This window comes from Micrococcus sp. KT16 (assembly GCF_003315015.1).
GTDB classification, from domain to species: domain Bacteria; phylum Actinomycetota; class Actinomycetes; order Actinomycetales; family Micrococcaceae; genus Micrococcus; species Micrococcus luteus.
The window spans coordinates 36,345-57,674 of sequence record NZ_QNRG01000001.1; the positions used below are offsets into that span (position 1 = coordinate 36,345).

21 protein-coding genes are annotated in these 21,330 nt (G+C 72.6%); 7 read left to right on the forward strand and 14 right to left on the reverse strand.

What is annotated here, in order from left to right:
- Positions 1-19: 19 nt before the first annotated feature.
- Together DE149_RS00145 and DE149_RS00150 are read right to left on the reverse strand one after the other, a co-directional pair.
- Complete coding sequence (locus DE149_RS00145) at positions 20-628, reverse strand: twin-arginine translocase TatA/TatE family subunit (RefSeq protein WP_113913735.1); 609 nt, start codon at positions 626-628, stop codon at positions 20-22.
- Between the two features lie 60 nt (positions 629-688).
- Complete coding sequence (locus DE149_RS00150; protein ID WP_036382685.1) at positions 689-1,561, reverse strand: anti-sigma factor; 873 nt, start codon at positions 1,559-1,561, stop codon at positions 689-691.
- Positions 1,562-1,757: 196 nt separating this feature from the next.
- Here DE149_RS00150 and DE149_RS00155 point away from each other — a divergent pair, with 196 nt between their 5' ends.
- Positions 1,758-2,408, forward strand: coding sequence for an O-methyltransferase (locus DE149_RS00155; protein WP_036316483.1), 651 nt, complete (start codon positions 1,758-1,760; stop codon positions 2,406-2,408).
- 78 nt (positions 2,409-2,486) lie between these two features.
- On the opposite strand, the gene DE149_RS00160 is transcribed toward DE149_RS00155, so the two are convergent.
- The 3 genes from DE149_RS00160 to DE149_RS00170 all read right to left on the reverse strand — a co-directional run bounded on the left by DE149_RS00160 (position 2,487) and on the right by DE149_RS00170 (position 3,982).
- Complete coding sequence (locus tag DE149_RS00160; protein ID WP_002855133.1) at positions 2,487-2,657, reverse strand: DUF3117 domain-containing protein; 171 nt, start codon at positions 2,655-2,657, stop codon at positions 2,487-2,489.
- Positions 2,658-2,837: 180 nt separating this feature from the next.
- On the reverse strand, positions 2,838-3,182 hold the full coding sequence (locus tag DE149_RS00165; RefSeq protein WP_036382707.1) for a hypothetical protein: 345 nt from the start codon (positions 3,180-3,182) through the stop codon (positions 2,838-2,840).
- Positions 3,179-3,982, reverse strand: coding sequence for a TIGR00730 family Rossman fold protein (locus DE149_RS00170; protein WP_044659404.1), 804 nt, complete (start codon positions 3,980-3,982; stop codon positions 3,179-3,181). The genes DE149_RS00165 and DE149_RS00170 overlap by 4 nt, the downstream gene beginning before the upstream one ends.
- Positions 3,983-4,160: 178 nt before the next feature.
- Here DE149_RS00170 and DE149_RS00175 point away from each other — a divergent pair, with 178 nt between their 5' ends.
- The 4 genes from DE149_RS00175 to DE149_RS00190 all read left to right on the forward strand — a co-directional run bounded on the left by DE149_RS00175 (position 4,161) and on the right by DE149_RS00190 (position 7,505).
- Positions 4,161-4,895: an amino acid ABC transporter ATP-binding protein gene (locus DE149_RS00175; protein ID WP_199489682.1), complete on the forward strand. Its 735-nt coding sequence runs from the start codon at positions 4,161-4,163 to the stop codon at positions 4,893-4,895.
- A 47-nt stretch (positions 4,896-4,942) separates the two neighbouring features.
- Entirely contained in the window at positions 4,943-5,836 is an 894-nt protein-coding gene (locus tag DE149_RS00180; RefSeq protein WP_036382679.1) for a glutamate ABC transporter substrate-binding protein, read from the forward strand.
- Positions 5,837-5,940: 104 nt separating this feature from the next.
- Positions 5,941-6,621 (forward strand): amino acid ABC transporter permease, encoded by a 681-nt coding sequence (locus tag DE149_RS00185; RefSeq protein ID WP_036382677.1) that lies wholly within the window; start codon positions 5,941-5,943, stop codon positions 6,619-6,621.
- Complete coding sequence (locus tag DE149_RS00190) at positions 6,618-7,505, forward strand: amino acid ABC transporter permease (protein WP_113913736.1); 888 nt, start codon at positions 6,618-6,620, stop codon at positions 7,503-7,505. Before DE149_RS00185 ends, DE149_RS00190 begins: the two co-directional genes overlap by 4 nt.
- Before the next feature lie 61 nt (positions 7,506-7,566).
- Here the strand turns inward: DE149_RS00190 and dapE are convergent, their stop codons facing one another.
- A complete protein-coding gene (gene dapE, locus DE149_RS00195) occupies positions 7,567-8,703 on the reverse strand; it encodes a succinyl-diaminopimelate desuccinylase (protein WP_113913737.1) in 1,137 nt (378 codons plus the stop codon).
- A 69-nt stretch (positions 8,704-8,772) separates the two neighbouring features.
- Between dapE and dapD the strand changes: the two genes are divergently transcribed.
- Both dapD and DE149_RS00205 read left to right on the forward strand, forming a co-directional pair.
- Entirely contained in the window at positions 8,773-9,738 is a 966-nt protein-coding gene (dapD, locus tag DE149_RS00200) for a 2,3,4,5-tetrahydropyridine-2,6-dicarboxylate N-succinyltransferase (RefSeq protein WP_036382673.1), read from the forward strand.
- A gap of 250 nt (positions 9,739-9,988) precedes the next feature.
- Positions 9,989-10,996: a DUF559 domain-containing protein gene (locus DE149_RS00205; RefSeq protein ID WP_036382671.1), complete on the forward strand. Its 1,008-nt coding sequence runs from the start codon at positions 9,989-9,991 to the stop codon at positions 10,994-10,996.
- 96 nt (positions 10,997-11,092) lie between these two features.
- On the opposite strand, the gene DE149_RS00210 is transcribed toward DE149_RS00205, so the two are convergent.
- The 8 genes from DE149_RS00210 to DE149_RS00245 all read right to left on the reverse strand — a co-directional run bounded on the left by DE149_RS00210 (position 11,093) and on the right by DE149_RS00245 (position 21,219).
- A complete protein-coding gene (locus DE149_RS00210) occupies positions 11,093-12,379 on the reverse strand; it encodes a citrate synthase (protein ID WP_101965978.1) in 1,287 nt (428 codons plus the stop codon).
- A gap of 148 nt (positions 12,380-12,527) precedes the next feature.
- A complete protein-coding gene (gene dapC, locus DE149_RS00215; protein ID WP_095347501.1) occupies positions 12,528-13,679 on the reverse strand; it encodes a succinyldiaminopimelate transaminase in 1,152 nt (383 codons plus the stop codon).
- Between the two features lie 5 nt (positions 13,680-13,684).
- Positions 13,685-14,011: a ferredoxin gene (gene fdxA, locus DE149_RS00220; protein ID WP_002855160.1), complete on the reverse strand. Its 327-nt coding sequence runs from the start codon at positions 14,009-14,011 to the stop codon at positions 13,685-13,687.
- Entirely contained in the window at positions 14,008-14,574 is a 567-nt protein-coding gene (locus tag DE149_RS00225; RefSeq protein ID WP_113913738.1) for a hypothetical protein, read from the reverse strand. Before DE149_RS00225 ends, fdxA begins: the two co-directional genes overlap by 4 nt.
- Positions 14,567-16,477, reverse strand: coding sequence for a translational GTPase TypA (gene typA / locus DE149_RS00230; RefSeq protein WP_113913739.1), 1,911 nt, complete (start codon positions 16,475-16,477; stop codon positions 14,567-14,569). Before typA ends, DE149_RS00225 begins: the two co-directional genes overlap by 8 nt.
- Positions 16,478-16,625: 148 nt before the next feature.
- Positions 16,626-18,506, reverse strand: a complete 1,881-nt coding sequence (locus DE149_RS00235; protein WP_073117068.1) for an ABC transporter ATP-binding protein — start codon at positions 18,504-18,506, stop codon at positions 16,626-16,628.
- Positions 18,503-19,693 carry an ABC transporter permease gene (locus DE149_RS00240; protein WP_098094718.1) on the reverse strand — a complete coding sequence of 397 codons (1,191 nt, stop codon included), beginning with the start codon at positions 19,691-19,693 and terminating at the stop codon, positions 18,503-18,505. Before DE149_RS00240 ends, DE149_RS00235 begins: the two co-directional genes overlap by 4 nt.
- Before the next feature lie 5 nt (positions 19,694-19,698).
- On the reverse strand, positions 19,699-21,219 hold the full coding sequence (locus DE149_RS00245) for an ABC transporter permease (protein WP_049147577.1): 1,521 nt from the start codon (positions 21,217-21,219) through the stop codon (positions 19,699-19,701).
- Positions 21,220-21,330: the final 111 nt, after the last annotated feature.

Sequence of the window (21,330 nt, forward strand, 5' to 3'; positions counted from 1 at the left end):
CCCGACGCGCGCGACGGCGTCAGGTCGCGTCGACGTCGAAGGGGGCGGGCGCCAGCCCGAGCAGCTCGAGGGGGTCCGGTTCGGTCTCCACGGCGGCAGGACGCTCCTCGGCGAGGGCCTCGGCGCGGCCGGAGGCCATCAGGGCTGCGGCGGCGCCGCCCACGGCGGCCGCCCCCGCGGCGGGCGCGGTCGACCGGGTCTGTGCGGCGGCACCGGACTCCGCGGCGGCGGTGCTGCCGGCCCCGGCGGGGCGGCGGAAGAGCGTGCGCGGATCCATGTCCGCCAGGTCCTGGCGGGTGAGGCCGCCGTGCACGTCCTCGGCGCTGATGCCCGTCGCCTGCGCCGCCCGGGACGCGGGCGTGGACGAGCCGCCGGCAGGCTCGCGGAGCGCGTCGCGGATGATGCGGCGCGGGTCGTACTGGCGGGGGTCGTACTTGCGCCAGTCCACCTCGTCGAAGTCCGTGCCGGTCTCCTCCTTGAACTGCGCCTTGGCACCCTCGGCCTTGTCGCGCATGACGCGCAGCCAGTCGGTGAAGGCGCGCGTGTACTCGGGGAGCTTCTCCGGCCCGAGGATGACGATCGCGAGCACCGCCAAGATGATGAACTCGCCGCCGTTGATACCAAACACCCTCCGAACTCTACTAGAGCGGCACCGCCCCACAGCCCGGAGCCGCGGGGGCGGGGCGGCTCAGCCGCGGGGGCGCGGCACAGCGTCCGCGATGCGTTCGAGGCCGCGCTCGAGGCGTTCCTCGACGGCGTCACCGCCGCCCAGCTCGAGCACCCGCGCCCGCTCGGAGACCAGCAGGTGGGTGAGGACGGCGTCGGCGCGCTCGTCCGGCAGGCTGGCCTCCACGCGGTAGGCGGCCTGGGGCGTGGTCAGCTCGGCCGTCCAGCCGTCCTGCTCCCCCGCCGGGACGATCCGGTAGACGCCGCCGCCGGCCAGCCGACGCTCCTGTGCCCCCGTGCTCAGGGGCGCGGTCGAGGCACAGCCCTCCGGGGCGGCTCCCACGATCCGGGGTCGGCACTCACGGACGGTCACGGTCGGCTCGTCCCGGCCCCAGCCGACGACGACCTCCACGTCCTCGGCCGTCTGGGCGGTGTCGACGGTGAGCGGCTCCAGGCCGGCCCCCACGAGGGAGGGCACCGTCCAGCCCTGACCCCGCAGCTCCGCGACGGTGCCGCGCCGGTCCGTCGACGCGGTCCCGGCCGCCGGCAGGGCGACGGTGTCCGTCGGGGTCGGGGCCGTGCGCAGGGCCGCGGTGCGGGGCGCGCCGGCCACCCAGACCGCGGTGAACAGCCCGCCGAGCAGGACGACGAAGGTCAGCAGCCCCACCACGAGGCGGCCGGAGACCCCGCGGGCGCGCAGCACCGGGGCGACGACGGCGCCGGCCGGACGCTGGTGCACCGTGCGGGCGGCGTCGAGCACGCGGGCCCGGGCCTGGACGGTGGCGCGGCACTCGGGGCAGCGGTCCAGGTGGCGGGCGATGCGCGCCCGGGACGCGGCGGGGAGGGAGCCCTCGAGGTAGGCGTCCATGTGGCGCTGGGTGTGTCGACGTCCCATGCGGCCACCTCCTCGGTCCTCGCGTCCTCGGCCCGGCGACCGGCCTCCCACACGGCGGGAGCCGGTTCGTGCCGTGTCCCATCATCGGCCCGCCTCCTGGGAGAACACTGGGTCGCGGCCGCGTGCCGGCCCGTACACTGGCCCGCGTCGCCCGTGCCGCGGGCGAGGTCCCGTCGTCGTCGTCCCGGAGTCAGCCATGAGCGCCCTGCAGCCCCAGCCCACCGACAAGCACGCGTCCTGGGCCTGGTCGGAGAGCCGGGCCACCGAGGACGACGTCGTCCTGCGCGCCCGCGAGCGCGCCGCCGAGCTGGACGTGCCGCCGGTGAGCGAGGGGACGGCGGCCCTGTTGACGGTGCTGGCGGCCACGCGTGCCCCCGCGGCGGTCGTGGAGGTGGGCACGGGCGCCGGCGTCTCGGGCCTCGCCCTGATGCGCGGTCTGCCCGAGCGCACGGTCCTCACCACCGTGGACCCGGACGCGGAGGCCCAGCGCGCGGCCCGCGAGGCGTTCTCGGAGGCCCGCCTGCCCACGAGCCGCACCCGCATGATCACGGGGCGCTCCCGGCTCGTCCTCCCCCGGCTCACGAGCGGCGCCTATGAGATGGTCCTGGTGGACGGGGACCCGGCCGCGCGTCAGTTCGACGTCGAGCAGGCCGCGCGCATGCTCGCCCCCGGCGGCGTGCTCGTCGTGGTGGACGCCCTCGACGGGGACCGCGTTCCCCGGCCCGCCGTGCGCGACGAGTCCACCGTGTCCGCCCGGGCGGTGGACCGCCTCATCCGGGAGGACGAGCACTGGCTGTCCGCCGTCGTCCCCTCCGGCACGGGCGTGCTGATCGCGGTGCGCCGCTGATCCGCGGCGTCGCCGGGGACGCGGACGCCCCGCGCACCGTGACGGTGCGCGGGGCGTCCGCGTCGAAGGGGTCCGGGCTCAGGCCTGGATGACGCCCTCGAGGCACTCCTTGAGCTCGCGGGCCTCGTCCGCGTTGATCTCCAGCACGAGACGGCCGCCGCCGTCGATCGGCACGCGCATGATCAGGCTGCGCCCCTCCTTGGTCACTTCCATGGGACCGTCCCCGGTGCGGGGCTTCATGGCGGCCATTGCGACTTCCCTTCTGGATGATGTTCCCGTCACGGCGTCCGGTGACCGCGGGAGCGGGCGCTGTCCGGACGCCTCCGGCGCCCCCGCACGCGGGCGTGCGCGAGGCCGGTCACATCACCATTATCGCGGATTCCGCGTGCGCGCGCCAAACGATGGCCCGCACCGAGCCCGGCCCGCGACTCAGGCGTACCCCGCCGGATCGCCCCGGGAGGGGTCGGCGGCCTCGAGCTCGGCCACCCGGGCCCGCAGCGCGGTCGCCTCGTCCTCGCGTTCCGCGAGGGCGTCCCGCAGCCGCAGCAGGACGGCGTCCACCTGGTCCCGCTGGTAGCCGGGCACCGCGACGGCCAGCCGCAGCAGGTCCACATCCGCCGCGCGCGGCCGCTCCGGCAGCAGCACGGGGTGCCCGGGCATCCGTCCGGCCGGGTCGTCGGCCCGGAGCGTGAGCCGGCCCGCGAGGGCGGCGGCCAGGGCCGCCAGCACGACGACGAGCACGGCCACGAGGACGATCCACTGCGGCCCGCTCACGCGTCGGCCCTCCCCGCCGAGCGGAGCACGCACGCGACGGCCTCCTCGGCCGTGTCCACGAGGTGGAAGAGGTCCGGGTCCTCGGGCGAGATCATGCCGCGCTCCACGAGCGTGCCGCGGATCCAGTCCACGAGCGGACCCCAGAAGCCGCGGTCCACGAGGACCACGGGGAAGCGGGTGACGGTGCCGGTCTGCACGAGGGTGAGGGCCTCGAAGAGCTCGTCCAGGGTGCCGAGGCCGCCGGGCAGCACGATGAACCCCTGCGCGTACTTGAGGAACATGACCTTGCGGACGAAGAAGTAGCGGAAGTCCACCCCCACGTGCACCCAGGGGTTCAGACCGGTCTCGAACGGCAGCTCGATGCCCAGGCCCACGGACTCTCCACCGGCCTCGTGGGCGCCCCGGTTGGCGGCCTCCATGGTGCCGGGCCCCCCGCCGGTGATGACCGTGTACCCGGCCTGGGCCAGGCGGGTCCCGACCTCGTGGGCCAGGGCGTACTCGGCGCTGCCCTCGGGCGTGCGCGCGGAGCCGAACACGGAGACCGCGGGACCCAGCCCCGCGAGGGTGCCGAAGCCCTCGACGAACTCGGCCTGGATGCGCAGGACACGCCAGGCCTCGGACGTCGTCGAGGCGACGTCGGCGGCGGGGCGTGCGTCGTCGCCGGGCCGCCGGCCGTCGAGGAGGAGCTGGTCGAACGTGGGGGTGTGTGCCGCGTCCCCGCGCAGGACCTGCCCGCCGTGGCGGACGCGCTGGCGCGCGGCGGCGACGTCGCCGCCCGAGGGGTGCTCATGTGGGGCCATGGCGCCAGCCTAACGAGCCGGCGGGCCGCCAGGGCCGGCGTCCCACGGCGCACCGCACCGGGTGTGACGTGCGCTATATTCCACTGGCATGACGCAGATCACGCCTGAGCAGCCCCACGGCGCCCACCTCCCCGACGAGGCCGGTGTGCGGCGCCGTCGCGGTGCTGCGGGCGATGACCTGATCGTCCTCGAGGGCGTCAACAAGCACTTCGGCGACTTCCACGCCCTGAAGCAGATCGACCTGCGGATCCCGCGCGGCCAGGTGGCGATCGTCCTCGGCCCGTCCGGCTCCGGCAAGTCGACGCTGTGCCGCACGATCAATCGGCTCGAGACCATCGACGACGACGGCGGCCGCATCCTGATCGACGGACGGCCGCTCCCCATCGAGGGCAGGCAGCTTGCCCAGCTGCGCGCCGAGATCGGCATGGTCTTCCAGTCCTTCAACCTCTTCGCGCACAAGTCGATCCTGGAGAACGTGACCCTCGGGCCCATCAAGGTGAAGGGCAAGCGCCGGGCGGACGCCGAGCGGCACGCCATGGAGCTGCTCGAGCGCGTGGGCGTGGCCGCCCAGGCCAGGAAGATGCCGGCCCAGCTCTCCGGCGGGCAGCAGCAGCGCGTGGCCATCGCCCGCGCCCTGGCGATGGAGCCGAAGGCCCTGCTCTTCGACGAGCCGACCTCCGCCCTCGACCCCGAGATGGTGCAGGAGGTCCTCGACGTCATGGTCCAGCTCGCCGAGGGCGGCATGACCATGGTCGTGGTCACCCATGAGATGGGCTTCGCCCGCAAGGCCGGGGACCGCGTGGTCTTCATGGCCGACGGCGCCATCCTCGAGGACACCGACCCCGACACCTTCTTCACGAACCCCCGACACGAGCGCGCCCAGGACTTCCTGGGCAAGATCCTCGCGCACTGACCCCGTCCCCCGTCGCACCCCACCGCACCGAACCAGAGGAGAGCACCATGCTCCGCACGAAGCTCCTGACCCTGTCCGCCGTCACCGCCGCGGCCGCGCTGTCCCTCACCGCCTGCGCCCCCTCCTCGTCGCAGGGCGGCGGTGGCGACGCCGCCGGCTCGTCCTCGGCCGGCGAGTCGACGTCGTCCGGCTCCGGCGAGCGCCTGCGCATCGGCATCAAGTTCGACCAGCCGGGCCTGGGCTACCGCGAGGGCTCGGCCCAGCCCACCGGCTTCGACACGGACGTGGCCCGCTACGTGGCGGACAAGCTCGGCGTGGCCGAGAAGGACATCGAGTGGGTCCAGACCCCGTCCGCGAACCGGGAGAACGCCCTGGAGAACGGCGAGGTCGACATGATCTTCGCGACGTACTCCATCACGGACGCCCGCAAGGAGCGCGTCGACTTCGCGGGCCCGTACTTCGTGGCCGGCCAGGACCTGCTGGTCCGCGCGGACGACACCGCGATCACCGGCCCCGAGGCCCTCGACGGGAAGAACCTCTGCTCCGTCACCGGCTCCACCTCGGCCCAGAAGATCAAGGACCAGTTCGCCTCCGGCGTGAACCTGGTGGAGCAGGGCGGCTACGCCGAATGCGTGACCTACCTCGAGTCCGGCCAGGTGGACGCCGTGACCACGGACGACATCATCCTCGCGGGCCTGGCCGCCGCCGACGCCAACAAGGGCAAGTTCAAGGTCGTCGGCAACACCTTCACCACGGAGCGCTACGGCGTCGGCCTGCCGAAGGACTCGGAGCGCTGCGAGGACATCAACGAGGCCATCCAGGAGATGAAGGACTCCGGCGAGTGGAAGAAGGCCCTCGAGTCCAACACCGAGGGCACGGGCTACACCTACGACGAGACGCTGAACTCCGGCGAGGACGCCGAGTTCGAGCCCTGCGCCTGACAGCCCCGCGGCCGGGTGGGCCGAGGACGTGACCTGAGCCGTCGCCCTCGGCCCGCCCGGCGGCTCCCCTGCCCGTCAGCCCTGTCCCGACCCTCGGAGAAGACATGGAATCGATCTCCTCGCTCCTCGCGGACTACGGCGCGGACATCCCGCTCGCGTTCTGGACGAACATCAGGCTCGCGTTCCTCGCGACCCTCGGCTCGTTCGTCCTCGGCGTGGTGCTCGCCCTGTTCCGCATCTCGCCCGTCCCCTCGCTGCGCGCCCTCGGCACCGGCTACGTCAACGTGGTCCGCAACACCCCGCTGACGATCATCATGCTGCTCGGCGTGCTCGCCGTCTGGGGGCAGCTGAAGGTCAGCTTCTCGTCCGACTTCACGCTGAACTTCTTCATCTACGCCGTGATCGCACTCTCGCTCTACCACGCGGCGTTCATGTGCGAGGCGATCCGCTCCGGCGTCAACACCGTCCCGCTCGGGCAGGCCGAGGCCGCCCGCTCCATCGGCCTGGGCTTCCTGCCCGCGGCCCGCCACGTGATCCTGCCCCAGGCGCTGCGCGGGGCCATCACCCCGCTGGGCAACACCGTGATCGCGCTGACCAAGAACACCACCGTCGCCGCCGCGGCGTCGGTGGCGGAGGCCTCGGGCCTGATGAAGCGCATGATCGAGTTCAGCCCGGACGTGATGGTGGCGATCTTCCTGACCTTCGCGATCGGCTTCTGCCTGATCGTCATCCCCATCGGCCTGCTGACCACGTGGGCCTCGGAGAAATGGGCGGTGGCCCGATGAGCGCCCAGGCCTCCGTCCTCTTCGACGCCCCGGGCCCGATCGCCCGCCGGCGGATCCTCCTCGCCAACCTCGTCGCCCTCGCCGCGGTCCTGACCGTGGCGGTGCTCGTCCTGATCCAGATGAACGCCACCGGCCAGCTCTCCGGCCGCCGCTGGCTGGCCGCCGTCGACGGCAACGCGTGGCGGAACTATTACCTGCCGGGCCTGCAGTTCACCCTGCAGTCCGCGGGCATCGCCGTGGTCTCCTCCGTGGTGTTCGGCCTGGTGTTCGGCTTCCTGCGGCTGGCCCCGGTCGGCCCGGTGCGCTGGCTGGCCGCCGTCGTCGTGGAGTTCTTCCGGGCCGTGCCGGTGCTCGTGATGATGGTGTTCTTCTACCAGCTGTTCGCACAGGTCGCGCGCACCGGGGCGATCCAGCCCCAGGACGGCCCGTACTACGCGGTGATCGCGGCGCTGACCCTGTACAACGGGTCTGTGATCGCGGAGCTGGTGCGCTCCGGGGTGCGCTCGCTGCCGCGCGGCCAGCGCGAGGCGGCCGCGGCGGTGGGCATGACGAGCATGCAGTCCCTGCGGCTCGTGGAGGTGCCTCAGGCCCTCATCGCCATGCTGCCGTCGCTGCTGAGCCAGTTCGTGGTGATCCTCAAGGACTCGGCGCTGGGCTACCTCATCGGCTTCTTCGAACTCCTGCAGTACGCCCGCCAGCTCGGCTCCGGCAACGGCAACATCCTGCAGTCCCTCGTGGTGGCCGCGATGATCTTCATCGTGATCAACTTCCTCCTCACCTGGGCGGCCACCCGGCTCTCGCGGCGGCTGTCGTCGCGGACGGCTGGCGACGCCAGCGCCCCCACGACCCCGCGCGTCGGGGCGCCCACGGACACGGCGGGCTGACCGGGCGGCGGGCGAGGCGGGCCCGCAGGTCGGGCGGCTGGCACCGGCCGACGTCGTCGGGTCAGCCGGCCAGCCAGGCCGTGAGCGCCGCGAGGCACGCGTGGACCGCCTCGCGGGGCACGTGCTCGTCGTCCGTGTGGGCCAGGAGGGCGTCGCCGGGGCCGAAGTTGACCGCGGGCACGCCCAGCTGGGAGAACCGGGCCACGTCCGTCCACCCGTACTTGGGCTGGGGCTCTCCCCCGACGGCGGCGACGAACGCGGCGGCGGCCGGCCGGTCCAGACCGGGGCGGGCGGCGGGCGAGGCGTCGTCGATCCGCACCTGGGCGTCCCAGTCCACGCCGGCCCCCTCCAGCACCGCGCGCACGTGCGCGTGGGCCTGGTCGAGGGTCTTGTCCGGAGCGAACCGGTAGTTCAGGTCCACGGACGCCTCGTCCGGGATGACGTTGCCCGCGACGCCGCCGGCCACGCGGATCGCGTGCAGCCCCTCGCGGTACTCCAGGCCCTCCACCGTGACCGTGGCCGGCTCGTACGCCGCCAGGGCGGTGAGCACGGGGGCCAGCTTGTGGATCGCGTTGTCGCCGCGCCAGGCGCGGCCCGAGTGCGCCGCGACACCGGAGAAGGTGACGCGGTACCGGCACGTGCCGTTGCAGCCGCCCTCCACGACGCCGTCGGTCGGCTCGAGCAGCACCGCGAAGTCGCCCTCCAGCAGCTCGGGGGCCTGGCGGGCCACGCGGGCGAGGCCCGACAGGTCCGAGGAGACCTCCTCGTGGTCGTAGAACACCCACGTGACGTCGTGCACGGGGGTCGGGCCGTCCGCGCGGCCGAAGCGGCCGGCCAGGGCCAGCTGCACGGCGACGCCGGACTTCATGTCCACGGCCCCGCGGCCGTACAGCACGTCCCCGTCCCACGCCGAGGGCACGGTCCCGCGCGAGCCCGGCACGGTGGGCAGGGGCACCGTGTCCAGGTGCCCGGCCAGGATCACGCGGGTCGGCCGCCCCAGAGCGGTGCGGGCGACGACGGCGTCCCCGAACCTCCGCACCTCGAGGCCGCCGAGGGCGCGCAGGGCCTGCTCGACGGCGTCGGCCAGCGGCCCCTCCTCCCCCGAGACGGAGCGCACGTCCAGCAGGATGGCGGTGAGCGCCGCGACGTCGAGGTCCGGATCGGCGAGGTCGGGCAGGGGCACGGGGGTGAGACTCATGTGTCCAGTCTACGGACGGGCCTCTCGCCGCCCTGCAGCGTGCCCCGGCCGCTCATTAGGCTGAGGCGCATGACCCAGACCGCTGCACAGCAGCCCTCCCCCCGTCTCGTCTCCGGCCACGGCCTGGCCACCACGGCCGCCGACGGCGCCGTCCTGGACGTGTGGTTCCCCGCGCCCGTGGCCGGTCCGCTCTCCGCTGCGGACGCCTCGCTGCGCGACACCCTGCGCGCCCTCGCCGCGGACGACGCGGACCGCGGGACCACGCAGGCCGTCGTCGAGCTGGAGGTCGACCTGGACGCCGCCCCGGCCTCCACCGCGGACGCGTGGCTGCGCCTGCACGTGCTCTCGCACCGCCTGGTGCGGCCGAACGAGCTCAACCTCGACGGCGTCTTCGGGCTGCTCACCAACGTGGTGTGGACGAACCACGGACCCTGCGCGGTCGCGGACTTCGAGCTGACGCGGGCGAGGCTGCGTGCCCGCGGCGCCGTGCAGGTGTACGGCGTGGACAAGTTCCCGCGCATGACGGACTACGTCGTGCCCTCCGGGGTGCGCATCGGCGACGCGGACCGGGTGCGCCTGGGCGCCCACCTGGCCGAGGGGACGACCGTGATGCACGAGGGCTTCGTGAACTTCAACGCGGGCACCCTGGGGCATTCGATGGTGGAGGGCCGGATCTCGGCCGGAGTCGTGGTGGGCGACGGGTCCGACGTCGGAGGCGGCGCGTCCATCATGGGCACGCTCTCCGGCGGCGGCACCCAGCGGATCGTGATCGGCGAGCACGTGCTGCTCGGCGCGAACTCCGGCGTGGGCATCTCCGTCGGCGACGACTGCGTGGTCGAGGCCGGTCTGTACGTCACCGCAGGCACGCGCGTGAGCGTGCTGCAGGACGGCGAGGCGGCGCGGACCGTGAAGGCCGTGGACCTCTCCGGCGTGCCGAACCTGCTGTTCCGCCGCAACTCCACCACGGGCGGGGTCGAGGCCCTCCCCCGCGCCGGCCGGACCGTCGAACTGAACGCGGCGCTGCACGCGAACTGACCCGGCGCACCCGGCTGCCAGCCCGCGACCCTTCCCTCCGCGCCGCGTTTGGGGGCGATTTCCGGTGGTATCCCGTCGGGATAACGCCCACTATCGCCCCCGGAGCTCCACGGCGGTCCGGGGGCGGGGCGACGACGGCGGCACGCGGCGCGGGCCGTCGGCTCCTGCACAGCAGCGCCCGCCCCGCGCGTCATCCCCGTGCCGCGGCCAGCGCGCCCCGGGCGCCCCGCCGGCGTCGTCCGATGGGTGCATGCCGCGCGTCGTGACTCCTCTGCCGCCCGACCAGCCCGCCGTCCTGTTGGCCACGGACCTGGCCCGACTGGGGCTGCCGCCCGACCGCGCCCGCCGGTCGGACCTGGAGCGGGTCGGACAGGGCTTCCACCGGCAGCGGGCGCACCCTGGCACGGGATGGGCCGACCTGGGCCTGCCCGAGCCCGGGCACGGCTTCTCCCCCGATCACCTTGCCGCGCTTCTGCGCCGACGCCCGGATGCCGTCCTCTCCCACGAGACCGCGGCCCACCTGCACGGTCTGCCGATGCCCGCGCGTGCCTGGCGGCGGCGCGACCCGGCGACCGGCGAGCTCGACGTCGACCCGCCGGTTCACCTCACCGTGGCCCGGGGGACACGACGCGTCCGGCGGGCTGGTCTGATGGACCACCGGCGGCCGCTGGCGCCCGAGTTCGTCACGCACGTGCACGGCCTGCGCGTCACCACGGTCGATCGCACCTGGCTGGACCTGTGCTCCCTGACTCCCCCGTGGACGTTCGAGGACCTCGTGGCCGCCGGGGACCACGCCGTCCGGCACCCGTGGACGCCCGCGGGCCGGACGGATCCGGCCACCACGATCGCCGCGCTGCGGTCGGCGCTGCACGCGTCCGGACGCTTCCACGGCCGCCCGGCCGCCCGGGAGGCGCTGGATTCCGTTCGCGTCGGGGCGGACTCGCCGCCCGAGACCCGCCTGCGCCTCGCCCTCGTGGCCGGCGGGCTGCCGGAGCCGGGGCTGCAGGCCGCGCTCGAACCCGAGGACCCCTTCTCCCCCGTGGCCGACCTCGCCTACCGCCACGTGCGCCTGGCCCTGCAGTACGACGGTGCCGGGCACCGCACGCGGGAGCAGCAGGCGCGCGACGCCCGCCGGGACCGCTACGGCCAGGCGCGCGGCTGGACGACGCTCCGCGTCACCTGGGCCGATGGGCGCGAGGACTTCCGTGGCGTCGTCGCGGTGGTCCGACGCCGCCTCGGCCACTCCGCCTCGACATGAAGACGCTCCGGCGAACGCATTGGGGGCGGTTTCGGGTGGTATTCCGTCGGAATACCACCCGAAACCGCCCCCAAACGCAGGGTCAGCGCCCCCGGGTCAGCGCTGCGGGTACTGGCGCAGCTGCTCGCCCACGTAGATCTGGCGCGGGCGGCCGATCTTGGTGGCCGGGTCCTCCATGAGCTCGCGCCACTGGGCGATCCAGCCGGGCAGGCGGCCCAGGGCGAAGAGGACGGTGAACATCTTCTCCGGGAAGCCCATGGCCTTGTAGATCACGCCGGTGTAGAAGTCGACGTTCGGGTAGAGCTTGCGCTCCACGAAGTAGTCGTCGGCGAGGGCCTTCTCCTCGAGACGCTGGGCGATCTCCAGCAGCTCGTCGTTGCCGCCCATCTTGCCCAGGATGTCCTCGGCGGTCTTCTTGATGATCTTGGCCCGCGGGTCGTAGTTCTTGTACACGCGGTGCCCGAAGCCCATCAGACGGACGCCGTCCTCCTTGTTCTTCACCTTCTCCATGAAGTCCTCGGGCGTGATGCCCTCCGACTTGATCTTCCGGAGCATGTTCAGCACGGCCTCGTTGGCGCCACCGTGCAGCGGGCCGTAGAGGGCGTTGATGCCGGCGGACACCGAGGCGAACAGGTTGGCCTGGGTGGAGCCGACCAGGCGCACCGTCGAGGTGGAGGCGTTCTGCTCGTGGTCCGCGTGCAGCATGAGCAGCAGGTCGAGGGCCTTGACCACGTCCGGGTCGATGTCGTATTCCTCGGCCGGCACGCCGAAGCACAGGCGGAGGAAGTTCTCCACGTAGTTCAGCGAGTTGTGCGGGTACATGAACGGCTGGCCCAGCGACTTCTTGAACGCGTAGGAGGCCAGCACCGGCAGCTTGCCCAGCAGACGCACGGTGGAGATGTGGACCTGCTCCGGATCGTGCGGGTCCAGGGAGTCCGGGTAGAACGTGGACAGCCCGGACACGGAGGAGGACAGCACCGGCATGGGGTGCGCGTCCCGCGGGAAGCCGTTGAAGAACAGCTTGAGGTCCTCGTGCACCATGTTGTGGCGCAGGATGTTGGTCTCCCAGGCCTCCAGGGTCTCCTTGGACTCGGGCAGCTCACCGTAGATCAGCAGGTAGGCCACCTCCATGAACGAGGAGTGCTCGGCGAGGTCCTCGATGGCGTAGCCGCGGTAGCGCAGGATGCCCTGGTCGCCGTCGATGAACGTGACGGCCGACTTGGCGTTCGCCGTGTTCATGAAGCCCGGGTCGTAGGTGACGTCGCCGGTCTCCTTCAGGAGCGGGGCGATGTTGATGCCGTTGTTGCCCTCTGTGGCGTACTCGACGCCCAGGTCCAGGCTCTGCTCGCCGACGGTCAGCCGGACGGACTCGTGATGGGTCACGGGTGTGCTCCCTCGTCTTGTCTTCTCGATGGCCCGGGTTCGCACGCCCATGTGGGCGCGCCCACGCGGGGACGACTCTGCTCCAAACTATCAAGGACCGGCCCGGGACGCGCGGTCGCTTCCCCCGACGACGGCCCCCGACCCCGGCTCAGCCGGTCCGCGGCCCGCGGGCCGTGAGTCTCGCCGCGGCCCGGGCGACCGCCTCGTCCGTGGCGGTGATCGCCACGCGGACGTAGCCGTCGCCGCCGGCACCGTAGAACACGCCGGGCCCGGCGATGATGCCCAGGTCCGCCAGGTCGCCCAGCAGGTCCCACGAGTCCTGCGCCGTGGCGTCGGCCGGGTCCAGGTCCGCCCGCCGGGTCCACAGGTACAGCCCCGCCTCGGAGTGGTCCACCGTGTGGCCGGAGGCCTCCAGCGCGGTGCGCAGCGCGTCCCGACGGCGGCGGTAGCGGTCCTTCTGCTCCGCGACGTGCGCGTCGTCGGCCAGGGCCACGGCCATCGCATGCTGCACCGGGGCCGGCACGATCATGCCCGCGTGCTTGCGGGTGTTGACCAGGGTCGCCACGAGCTGCGGATCCCCCGCGGCGAACGCGGCGCGGTAGCCGGCGAGGTTGGACTGCTTGGACAGCGAGTAGACGCTCAGCAGGCCCGTCAGGTCGCCGCCGGAGACCTCGTCGGACAGGATGCAGGGCACGACGGCCCCGTCCCACGCGTCCCAGCCGAGCTCGGCGTAGCACTCGTCCCCGCACACCACGGCGCCCACGCCACGGGCGGCGTCGACCGTGCGGCGCAGCGCCGCGGCGTCCAGCACGGCACCGGTGGGGTTGGCCGGCGAGTTGGTCCACACGAGGCGCACCCGCTCACGCACCTCGGGCGCCAGCGCGTCGAGGTCGTCCGCGGCCACGGCCTCCGCCCCGGCCAGCAGCGCGCCCACCGCATAGGTGGGGTAGGCGGCCTCGGGGTGGACGACGACGTCGCCTGCACCCAGCCCGAGCAGCGTGGGCAGCCACGCGATGAACTCCTTGGACCCGACCGTGGGCACCACGGCCGCCGGGTCCAGCCCGGACACCCCGCGGCGCCGGGCGTACCAGTCGACGACCGCGCGGCGCAGGGCGTCCGTGCCGTGCGTCGTCGGGTAGCCGTGCGCGTCGGCGGCCTCGGTCAGGGCCCGGCGGATCAGCGCCGGCGTCGGATCCACGGGCGTGCCGATGGACAGGTCCGCGACACCGTCCGGGTGGGCGGCGGCACGCTCGCGGTAGGGGGTGAGCGTGTCCCACGGGTAGTCCGGCAGCGTCAGCATGGGGCTCAGGCGTCGGCGTTCTGCAGGGGCAGGGCGGAGATGATCGGGTGGTCCTTGGCGATCATGCCCAGCTTGGCGGCGCCGCCCGGGGAGCCCAGGTCGTCGAAGAACTCGACGTTGGCCTTGTAGTACTCGGCCCACTCGTCCGGGGTGTCGTCCTCGTAGTAGATGGCCTCGACGGGGCACACCGGCTCGCACGCACCGCAGTCGACGCACTCGTCCGGGTGGATGTAGAGCATGCGCTCACCCTCGTAGATGCAGTCCACGGGGCATTCGTCGATGCACGCCTTGTCCTTGACGTCCACACACGGCAACGCGATCACGTAGGTCATGGCTGACCGTCCACCTCTCTCTGGGCACGGGGTTGCGGGGCTGCGGTCCAGGGTACTCGCTCCCCCGGACGCGTTTCGCGGGCGGTCACAGTGGCCCGGCGGGGGCGCGTGGCGGCCTCGGCGGCCTCCGCGGGTCGGCGGTCCAGCCGCCGGCCCGCGGCCAACAGGACCATACCGAGCGCCGGCTGGCCGACGTTCCAGGCCACGGAGGCGACGACGGCGCCCGGCGCCGCCGCCCACAGGCCGGCCGTCCAGGACAACCCCAGGGCGTCGTCCACCGGCAGGCGCTGCAGGGCCAGGACGGCGGTGAACGCGCCGGCGACGACCGCGGCCCCCGCCGGCAGGGCGCGCCCGCCGCGGCCCGCGCGTCGGACCATCCACCAGCGCTGTGTCGAGCCCACGAGCACAAGCGCCAGCACCGCACCCCAGGGCAGGGTCCAGCCGCCCGGCAGGGAGGCCAGGTTCAGATGGACGGCGGTGCCGAGCGCGCCGGCGACGACGCCGAGCAACGCCCCGCCCACCACGTCGGCGGGCCGGGCGCGGCGGCGGGGACGCTCAGGCACGGGCGCGGGCGCGCGCGGCCTTCAGGCGCTCATTGGCGTCCAGGACGACCTTGCGGATGCGGATGTCCTCGGGGGTGATCTCCACGCACTCGTCCTCGCGGGCGAACTCGAGGGACTCCTCCAGGGTGAGCCGGCGCGGGGGCGTCAGGCCCTCGAACGACTCGGAGGAGGCCGCACGCATGTTGGTGAGCTTCTTCTCCTTGGTGATGTTCACGTCCATGTCGTCGGCGCGCGAGTTCTCGCCCACGATCATGCCCTCGTACACCTCGGCGCCCGGCTGCACGAAGAAGGTGCCGCGCTCCTGCAGGTTGATCATGGCGAACGGCGTGGCGGAGCCCGCCCGGTCGGCCACGAGGGAGCCGTTGGTGCGGTACTCGATCTCACCGGTCCACGGCTCGTAGCCGGCCGCGTAGGAGGAGGCGATGCCCGCGCCGCGGGTCTCGGTGAGGAAGCGGGTGCGGAAGCCGATCAGGCCGCGGGCCGGGACCAGGAACTCCATGCGGATCCAGCCCGTGCCGTGGTTGGACATCTCCTGCATGCGGCCCTTGCGGGCGGCCATGAGCTGCGTGACCGCGCCCATGAACTCCTCGGGGATGTCGATGGTCATGCGCTCCATCGGCTCGTGGACCTTGCCGTCCACGGTTCGGGTGACCACCTGCGGCTTGCCCACGGTGAGCTCGAAGCCCTCGCGGCGCATCTGCTCCACGAGGATGGCCAGGGCGAGCTCGCCGCGGCCCTGCACCTCCCACGCATCCGGGCGTTCGGTGGGGAGCACCTTGAGCGAGACGTTGCCGATCAGCTCCTTGTCCAGGCGGTCCTTCACCTGGCGGGCCGTGACCTTGGCGCCCTTGACGCGGCCGGCCAGCGGGGAGGTGTTGATGCCCACGGTCATGGAGATGGCCGGGTCGTCCACCGTGATCAGCGGCAGCGGCTTCGGGTTCTCCGCGTCGGTGAGGGTCTCGCCGATCATGATGTCCTCGATGCCGGCGACGGCGACGATCTCGCCCGGGCCGGCCTCCTCCGCGGGCACGCGCCCGAGGCCCTTGGTGGCCAGCAGCTCGGTGATCTTCACGGTCTTCAGGGCGCCGTCCTGGCGGGCCCACGCGACCTGCTGGCCCTTGCGAAGGGTGCCGTTGAAGATGCGCAGCAGCGCGAGGCGGCCGAGGAACGGGGAGGCGTCCAGGTTGGTGACGTGCGCCTGGAGGACCTCGCCCTCGGTGTAGGACGGGGCCGGGATGTGCTCCATGATCACGTTGAAGAGGGCCTCGAGGTCCTCGGCCTCCGGCAGGGCGCCGTCGGCGGGCTGGGTCAGGGAGGCGCGGCCGGCCTTGCCCGAGGCGTAGACGACGGGGACGTCCAGCACCGAGTCGAGGTCCAGGTCCGGGTCCTCCTCGGCCAGGTCCGAGGCCAGGCCGAGCAGCAGGTCCATGGAGTCGGAGACGACCCCGTCGATGCGCGCGTCGGGGCGGTCCGTCTTGTTGACCACAAGGATCACGGGCAGCTTGGCCGCGAGGGCCTTGCGGAGCACGAAGCGGGTCTGGGGCAGCGGGCCCTCGGAGGAGTCCACGAGGAGCACGACGCCGTCCACCATGGACAGGCCGCGCTCCACCTCGCCGCCGAAGTCGGCGTGGCCGGGGGTGTCGATCACGTTGATGGTGACGGTCTCGCCCTCGGGGGCGGACGGGCCGGAGTAGAACACCGTGGTGTTCTTGGCGAGGATCGTGATCCCCTTCTCCTTCTCCAGGTCCCCGGAGTCCATGACCCGCTCGGCGACGTCGCCGTGCGTGTTGAAGGCACCGGTCTGGCGCAGCATGGCGTCCACCAACGTGGTCTTGCCATGGTCCACGTGGGCCACGATGGCCACGTTGCGCAGATCGGAGCGGCGGGTTTCGGTCGAGGTCATGGGCGTCCTGTCCGGTTCGACATCAAAGGGGTGGAGGCACACGACGACGGCGGCCCCCGTGCGATTGTACGCGCAGGGGCCGCCGTGGACAGGCGGGCCGGTGGGCCCGGGGTCGGCGGCGGGACGCGCCCGCCGCCGACCCGCGCGGTCAGTAGACGCCCTCGCCGAGGGAGGCGAGGAACTCGCGGCGCTCCTGGCGACGCTCCGCCTGCTGGTCCGGGTCCGGCACGGGCGCCGCCGCCAGGAGGCGACGGGTGTACTCCTCCTTCGGACGGTGGAGCACCTCCTCCGTGGGGCCCTGCTCCACCTGGCGGCCGTCCTTGAGGACGAGCACCTTGTGGGCCAGCATGTCCACCACCGCGAGGTCGTGGGACACGAACAGGCACGCGAACTCGTAGCGCTGCTGCAGCTCCGCGAACATGTCCAGCACGGCGGCCTGGACGGACACGTCCAGGGCCGAGGTCGGCTCGTCCGCGATGAGCACCTGGGGGTCCAGGGTCAGGGCGCGGGCGATGGAGATGCGCTGGCGCTGACCGCCGGAGAGCTCGTGCGGGTACCGGTTCACCACGGAGCGCGGCAGACGCACCGCGTCCAACAGCTCCTCGGCGCGGGCCAGGCGCGAGCGCCGGTCCCCCACCTTGTGCACGACCATCGGCTCGGTGATGATGTCGCCGATCGGGAACCGCGGGTCCAGCGAGGCCGCCGGGTCCTGGAAGACCACGCCGATGTTCTTGCGCAGGGCGCGCTGCTCGGCCTTGGGCATCGTCGCCAGGTCGTGGCCCTGGATGCGCAGCGAGCCCTCCGCGATGGTGAGCAGGCCGAGCACCGACTTGGCGATGGTGGACTTGCCCGAGCCGGACTCGCCCACCAGGCCCAGGATCTCGCCCGGGGCCACCTGGAAGCTTACGTCGTGGACCACGCGGTTCTTCTTGCCGCGGTGGTCGTACTCGAGGTGGAGGTTCTCCGCCTCGATCGCGTACCGGGCCTGCGTCTGCGTGGCCGTGACCGGCTCCGGCTCCGCCACCTCGAGGGGCTCGCCGAGGCGCGGCACCGCCGAGAGCAGCTTCTGGGTGTACGGGTGCCGGGCGTGCTGGAGCACCTGGTGCACCGAGCCCTGCTCCACGAGCTCGCCGTGGAGCATCACGCACACCCGGTCCGCCATGTCCGCCACCACGCCCATGTTGTGCGTGATGAGCAGGATGCCGGTGTTCATCTTGTTCTTCAGGGAGCGCAGCAGCTCCAGGATCTCGGCCTGGACCGTCACGTCGAGCGCCGTGGTGGGCTCGTCCGCGATGATCACCTTCGGCGAGCAGCTGATCGCCATCGCGATGACGATGCGCTGGCGCTGGCCGCCCGAGAACTGGTGGGGGTACTGCTTGAGCCGGGTGGCGGCGTCGGGGATGCCCACCATGGTGAGCAGCTCGACGGCGCGCTTGTCCGCCTCGGTGCCGTAGGCGATGCCGTGCAGCTCGAGGGCCTCCGTGAGCTGGTCGCCCACGGTGAGGACGGGGTTCAGGGCCGTCATGGGCTCCTGGAACACCATCGCCACCTCGTCGCCGCGGATGTCGCGCAGCTGCCCCGGGGTCATGGTGAGCACCTCGCGGCCGGCCAGCTTCACGGAGCCGGTGATGTCCGCATTGCCCGGGAGCAGGCCCATGGCGGTGGCGCTCGTGACGGACTTGCCGGAGCCGGACTCGCCCACGAGGGCGACGACCTCGCCGGGCTTGACGTCGAACGTCACGCCCTTGACCGCGTGCACCTCGCCGAACTCGGTCGCGAACTTCACGTCCACGTCGCGGAAGGCGAGCACCGGCTCGCCGCCCAGGTCGTCGTGGCGGGCCACGACGCCCATCGCGCTCGTCGCGGGGCCCGGAGGCACGCCGCCGGCGCCGGAGGAGCCGGGCACGGCGGCGCCGCGCGCCTCGAGGTCGGCCGACGACGCCGCGTGCGAGCCCTGCCCGCCGGCGGTCACGTCGTTCTGGTTCTTCTTGCCGAACATGGATCGGCCTTTCTTGTCGTTCGCGCTCATCGCTGACCGTCCTCGTCCGCGTCGGAGATCCGTGCGGATCCGCCGGCCGCCTCCACGGGGGCCTCGATCCGGCCGGCCGTCGGGGCCGCGGCCAGACCGCCCGCCGTCGTCGCACCGGCCTCGGTGGCGGCCGCGCGGCGGCCGAAGAAGCGGGGCCTGCGGTGGGCGCCCGCACCCTGGCGCGGGTCGAAGGCGTCGCGCAGGCCGTCACCGAGGAAGTTCACGGACAGGGCGATCGCCAGGATGATCATGCCGGGCCACCAGAACAGCCACGGACGGGTGGTGAACGCGTTCTGATAGTCGGAGATGAGCAGGCCCAGAGACGAGTCCGGCGCCTTCACGCCGAAGCCGAGGAAGGACAGCGAGGTCTCCAGCAGCACCGCGCCCGCGATGGCGAACGTCGCGTTCACGACGATCACGCCGATCGTGTTGGGCAGCAGGTGCTTGAAGATCAGGCGGCCCGGCTTGGCGCCCATGGCGACGGCGGCCGCCACGAACTCCTTCTCGCGCAGGGACAGGACCTCGCCGCGCACGAGGCGGGCCAGGGACGTCCAGGACACGAGGCCGAGCACCACCGCGAGCGGGAGGATGCCCATCTTCATGCCGCTGGCCATCTGGCCGAGCACCGCGGCGAGCACGAGCAGCGGGATGACGATGATCAGGTCGGTCAGGCGCATCAGCACGGAGTCGACCCAGCCGCCGAAGTAGCCGGACACGGCGCCGACGATCGCGCCGATCACGGTGGAGAGCAGGCCCACGATGGCCGCGATGATCATGGACTGCTGGGTGCCGCGCATCACGAGGGCGAAGTAGTCCTTGCCCGTGGTGTCCTGGCCGAAGGGGTGCTCGCCCCAGCGGATGCCGTCACCGCCGAGGAACTGCGGCACGACCGACAGCGTCGGGCGACCGCCGTTCACCACGGAGGCCGCGGCCGTGTAGGACTTGTCCCACCAGCCGGGGATGCCGGCGAAGCCGATGGAGGAGAACGCCATCAGCGTGATGAAGACCAGCACGATCAGGGAGATCATCGCCGCCTTGTGGCGGAAGAACCGCTTGCGGACCAGGGCGCCCTGGGAGTAGGACTTCCCGGCCTTGGCGCGGAGCTTGGCGTCCTCCGCCTCCGCGAGGTCGAAGATCTGCTTCTCGTCGAGCTGCGCGCCCGTCGTCGAGGAGTTGTTGGTGGTCATCTGGCTCACACTCGAATCCGGGGGTCGAGGACGGCGTAGAGCACGTCCGCCACGAGGTTCATCAGCACGGCGGCGGTGCCCGTCACGAGGAAGAACGCCATCACGGGCATGGGGTCCACGTCGTGCAGGCCGGTGGCGAACAGCTCGCCCATCCCCTTCCAGCCGAACACCTGCTCCGTGATCACGGCGCCGCCGATCAGGCCGGCGAAGTCGAAGGCCATGATCGTGGTGATGGGGATCAGCGAGTTGCGGAACGCGTGCTTCAGGATCACCTGGCGCTCCGGCAGGCCCTTGGCGCGCGCGGTGCGGATGTAGTCCTGGCGCGAGACCTCGAGCATGGAGGAGCGCGTGTACCGCGAGTACGTGGCCACCGAGATGATGGTCAGCAGGATGGTGGGCAGCAGAAGCTGCGCACCGCGGTCCAGGAACACCACCCAGAAGTGGGCGTCCAGGTTCGGGGTGCCCGAGCCGATCGTGGAGATCGGGCGCGGCTTGACCTTCAGGAAGGTCGGCCAGTAGTTCATCAGGTGTTCCGCCACGATCGCCACGCCCATGATCAGGGCGGTCACCAGCGAGGCGGACACGGCCGAGCCCTTGGAGAAGCCGCCGAGCAGGCGGCCCACCAGGATGGCCACCAGCACGAGGATGACGCCGAGGCCGGCCAGCAGCAGTGCGGACGGCGTCCGCCACAGCAGGCCGTAGGTGGCGTAGTAGGCGACGAGGCCGATCGCGGCCGTGACCAGGGCCGCCTTGAGGACCGATCGGTTGCGCAGACCGGAGATCACCGCGGTGGCGCCGACGGCGGCGGCCAGGCCGATGACCAGCTGCACGACCGGGCCCATCTGCGGATGCCGCCAGAAGTCGACGGCGAACAGCACCCAGCCGGCGAGCAGGATGAACGCCGCGGTGGCGCCGAACGTGAAGGCGCGCCGCCTGAGGTCGCCCGCCATGACGGCCTGCAGGACCAGGCCCGCGAGGACGGCGACCCCGATGAGGAGGGGCCAGTTCAGCTCGGGGCTGCGGATCCAGTCGTTGAACCGGATCCCCATGTACTCCTTCAGGAGCACGGCCGCCCAGAACACGGGCAGCGAGAAGAAGAGGAAGATCAGGAACGTGACCACGTAGTCGAGGCCGGAGTACTGGCGGATCGCGGTGACGATGCCGATCGCGATGCCGATGATGATCGCCAGGACGGTCGCGAGCACCACGAGGCGCAGCGTGGAGGCCGCGGCGTTGCTCAGCAGGTCGGCGACGGACTGACCGTTCCGGCTGAGGCCGAGGTCGCACTGACCGGTGACGCAGCCGCCGATGCCCTGGAGCCAGTCCCAGTACCGGGCGTACCAGGGCTGGTCCAGCCCCATGAATTCGGTGCGGGCGGCGATGAGGGTCTCGCGGTTGGGGTTCTGTGACTCTCGCAGGTCCTGGAGGGGGTCACCCGAGTGGGCCACGAGGAAGAAGAGCAGGATCGACGCGCCGAACAGCACCAGGAGGGAGCTGCCGAGGCGCTTGAGGATGAATTTCAGCACAACAGGGGGTGACCTTCCGTGCGAGTGCAAGGGAAAGGGAGGGGTGCGGGTTCGCCGCGGTTCACGGCCAGAGCCCGGCCGGTGCCCGGCCGGGCTCTGTCCTCGATCCCG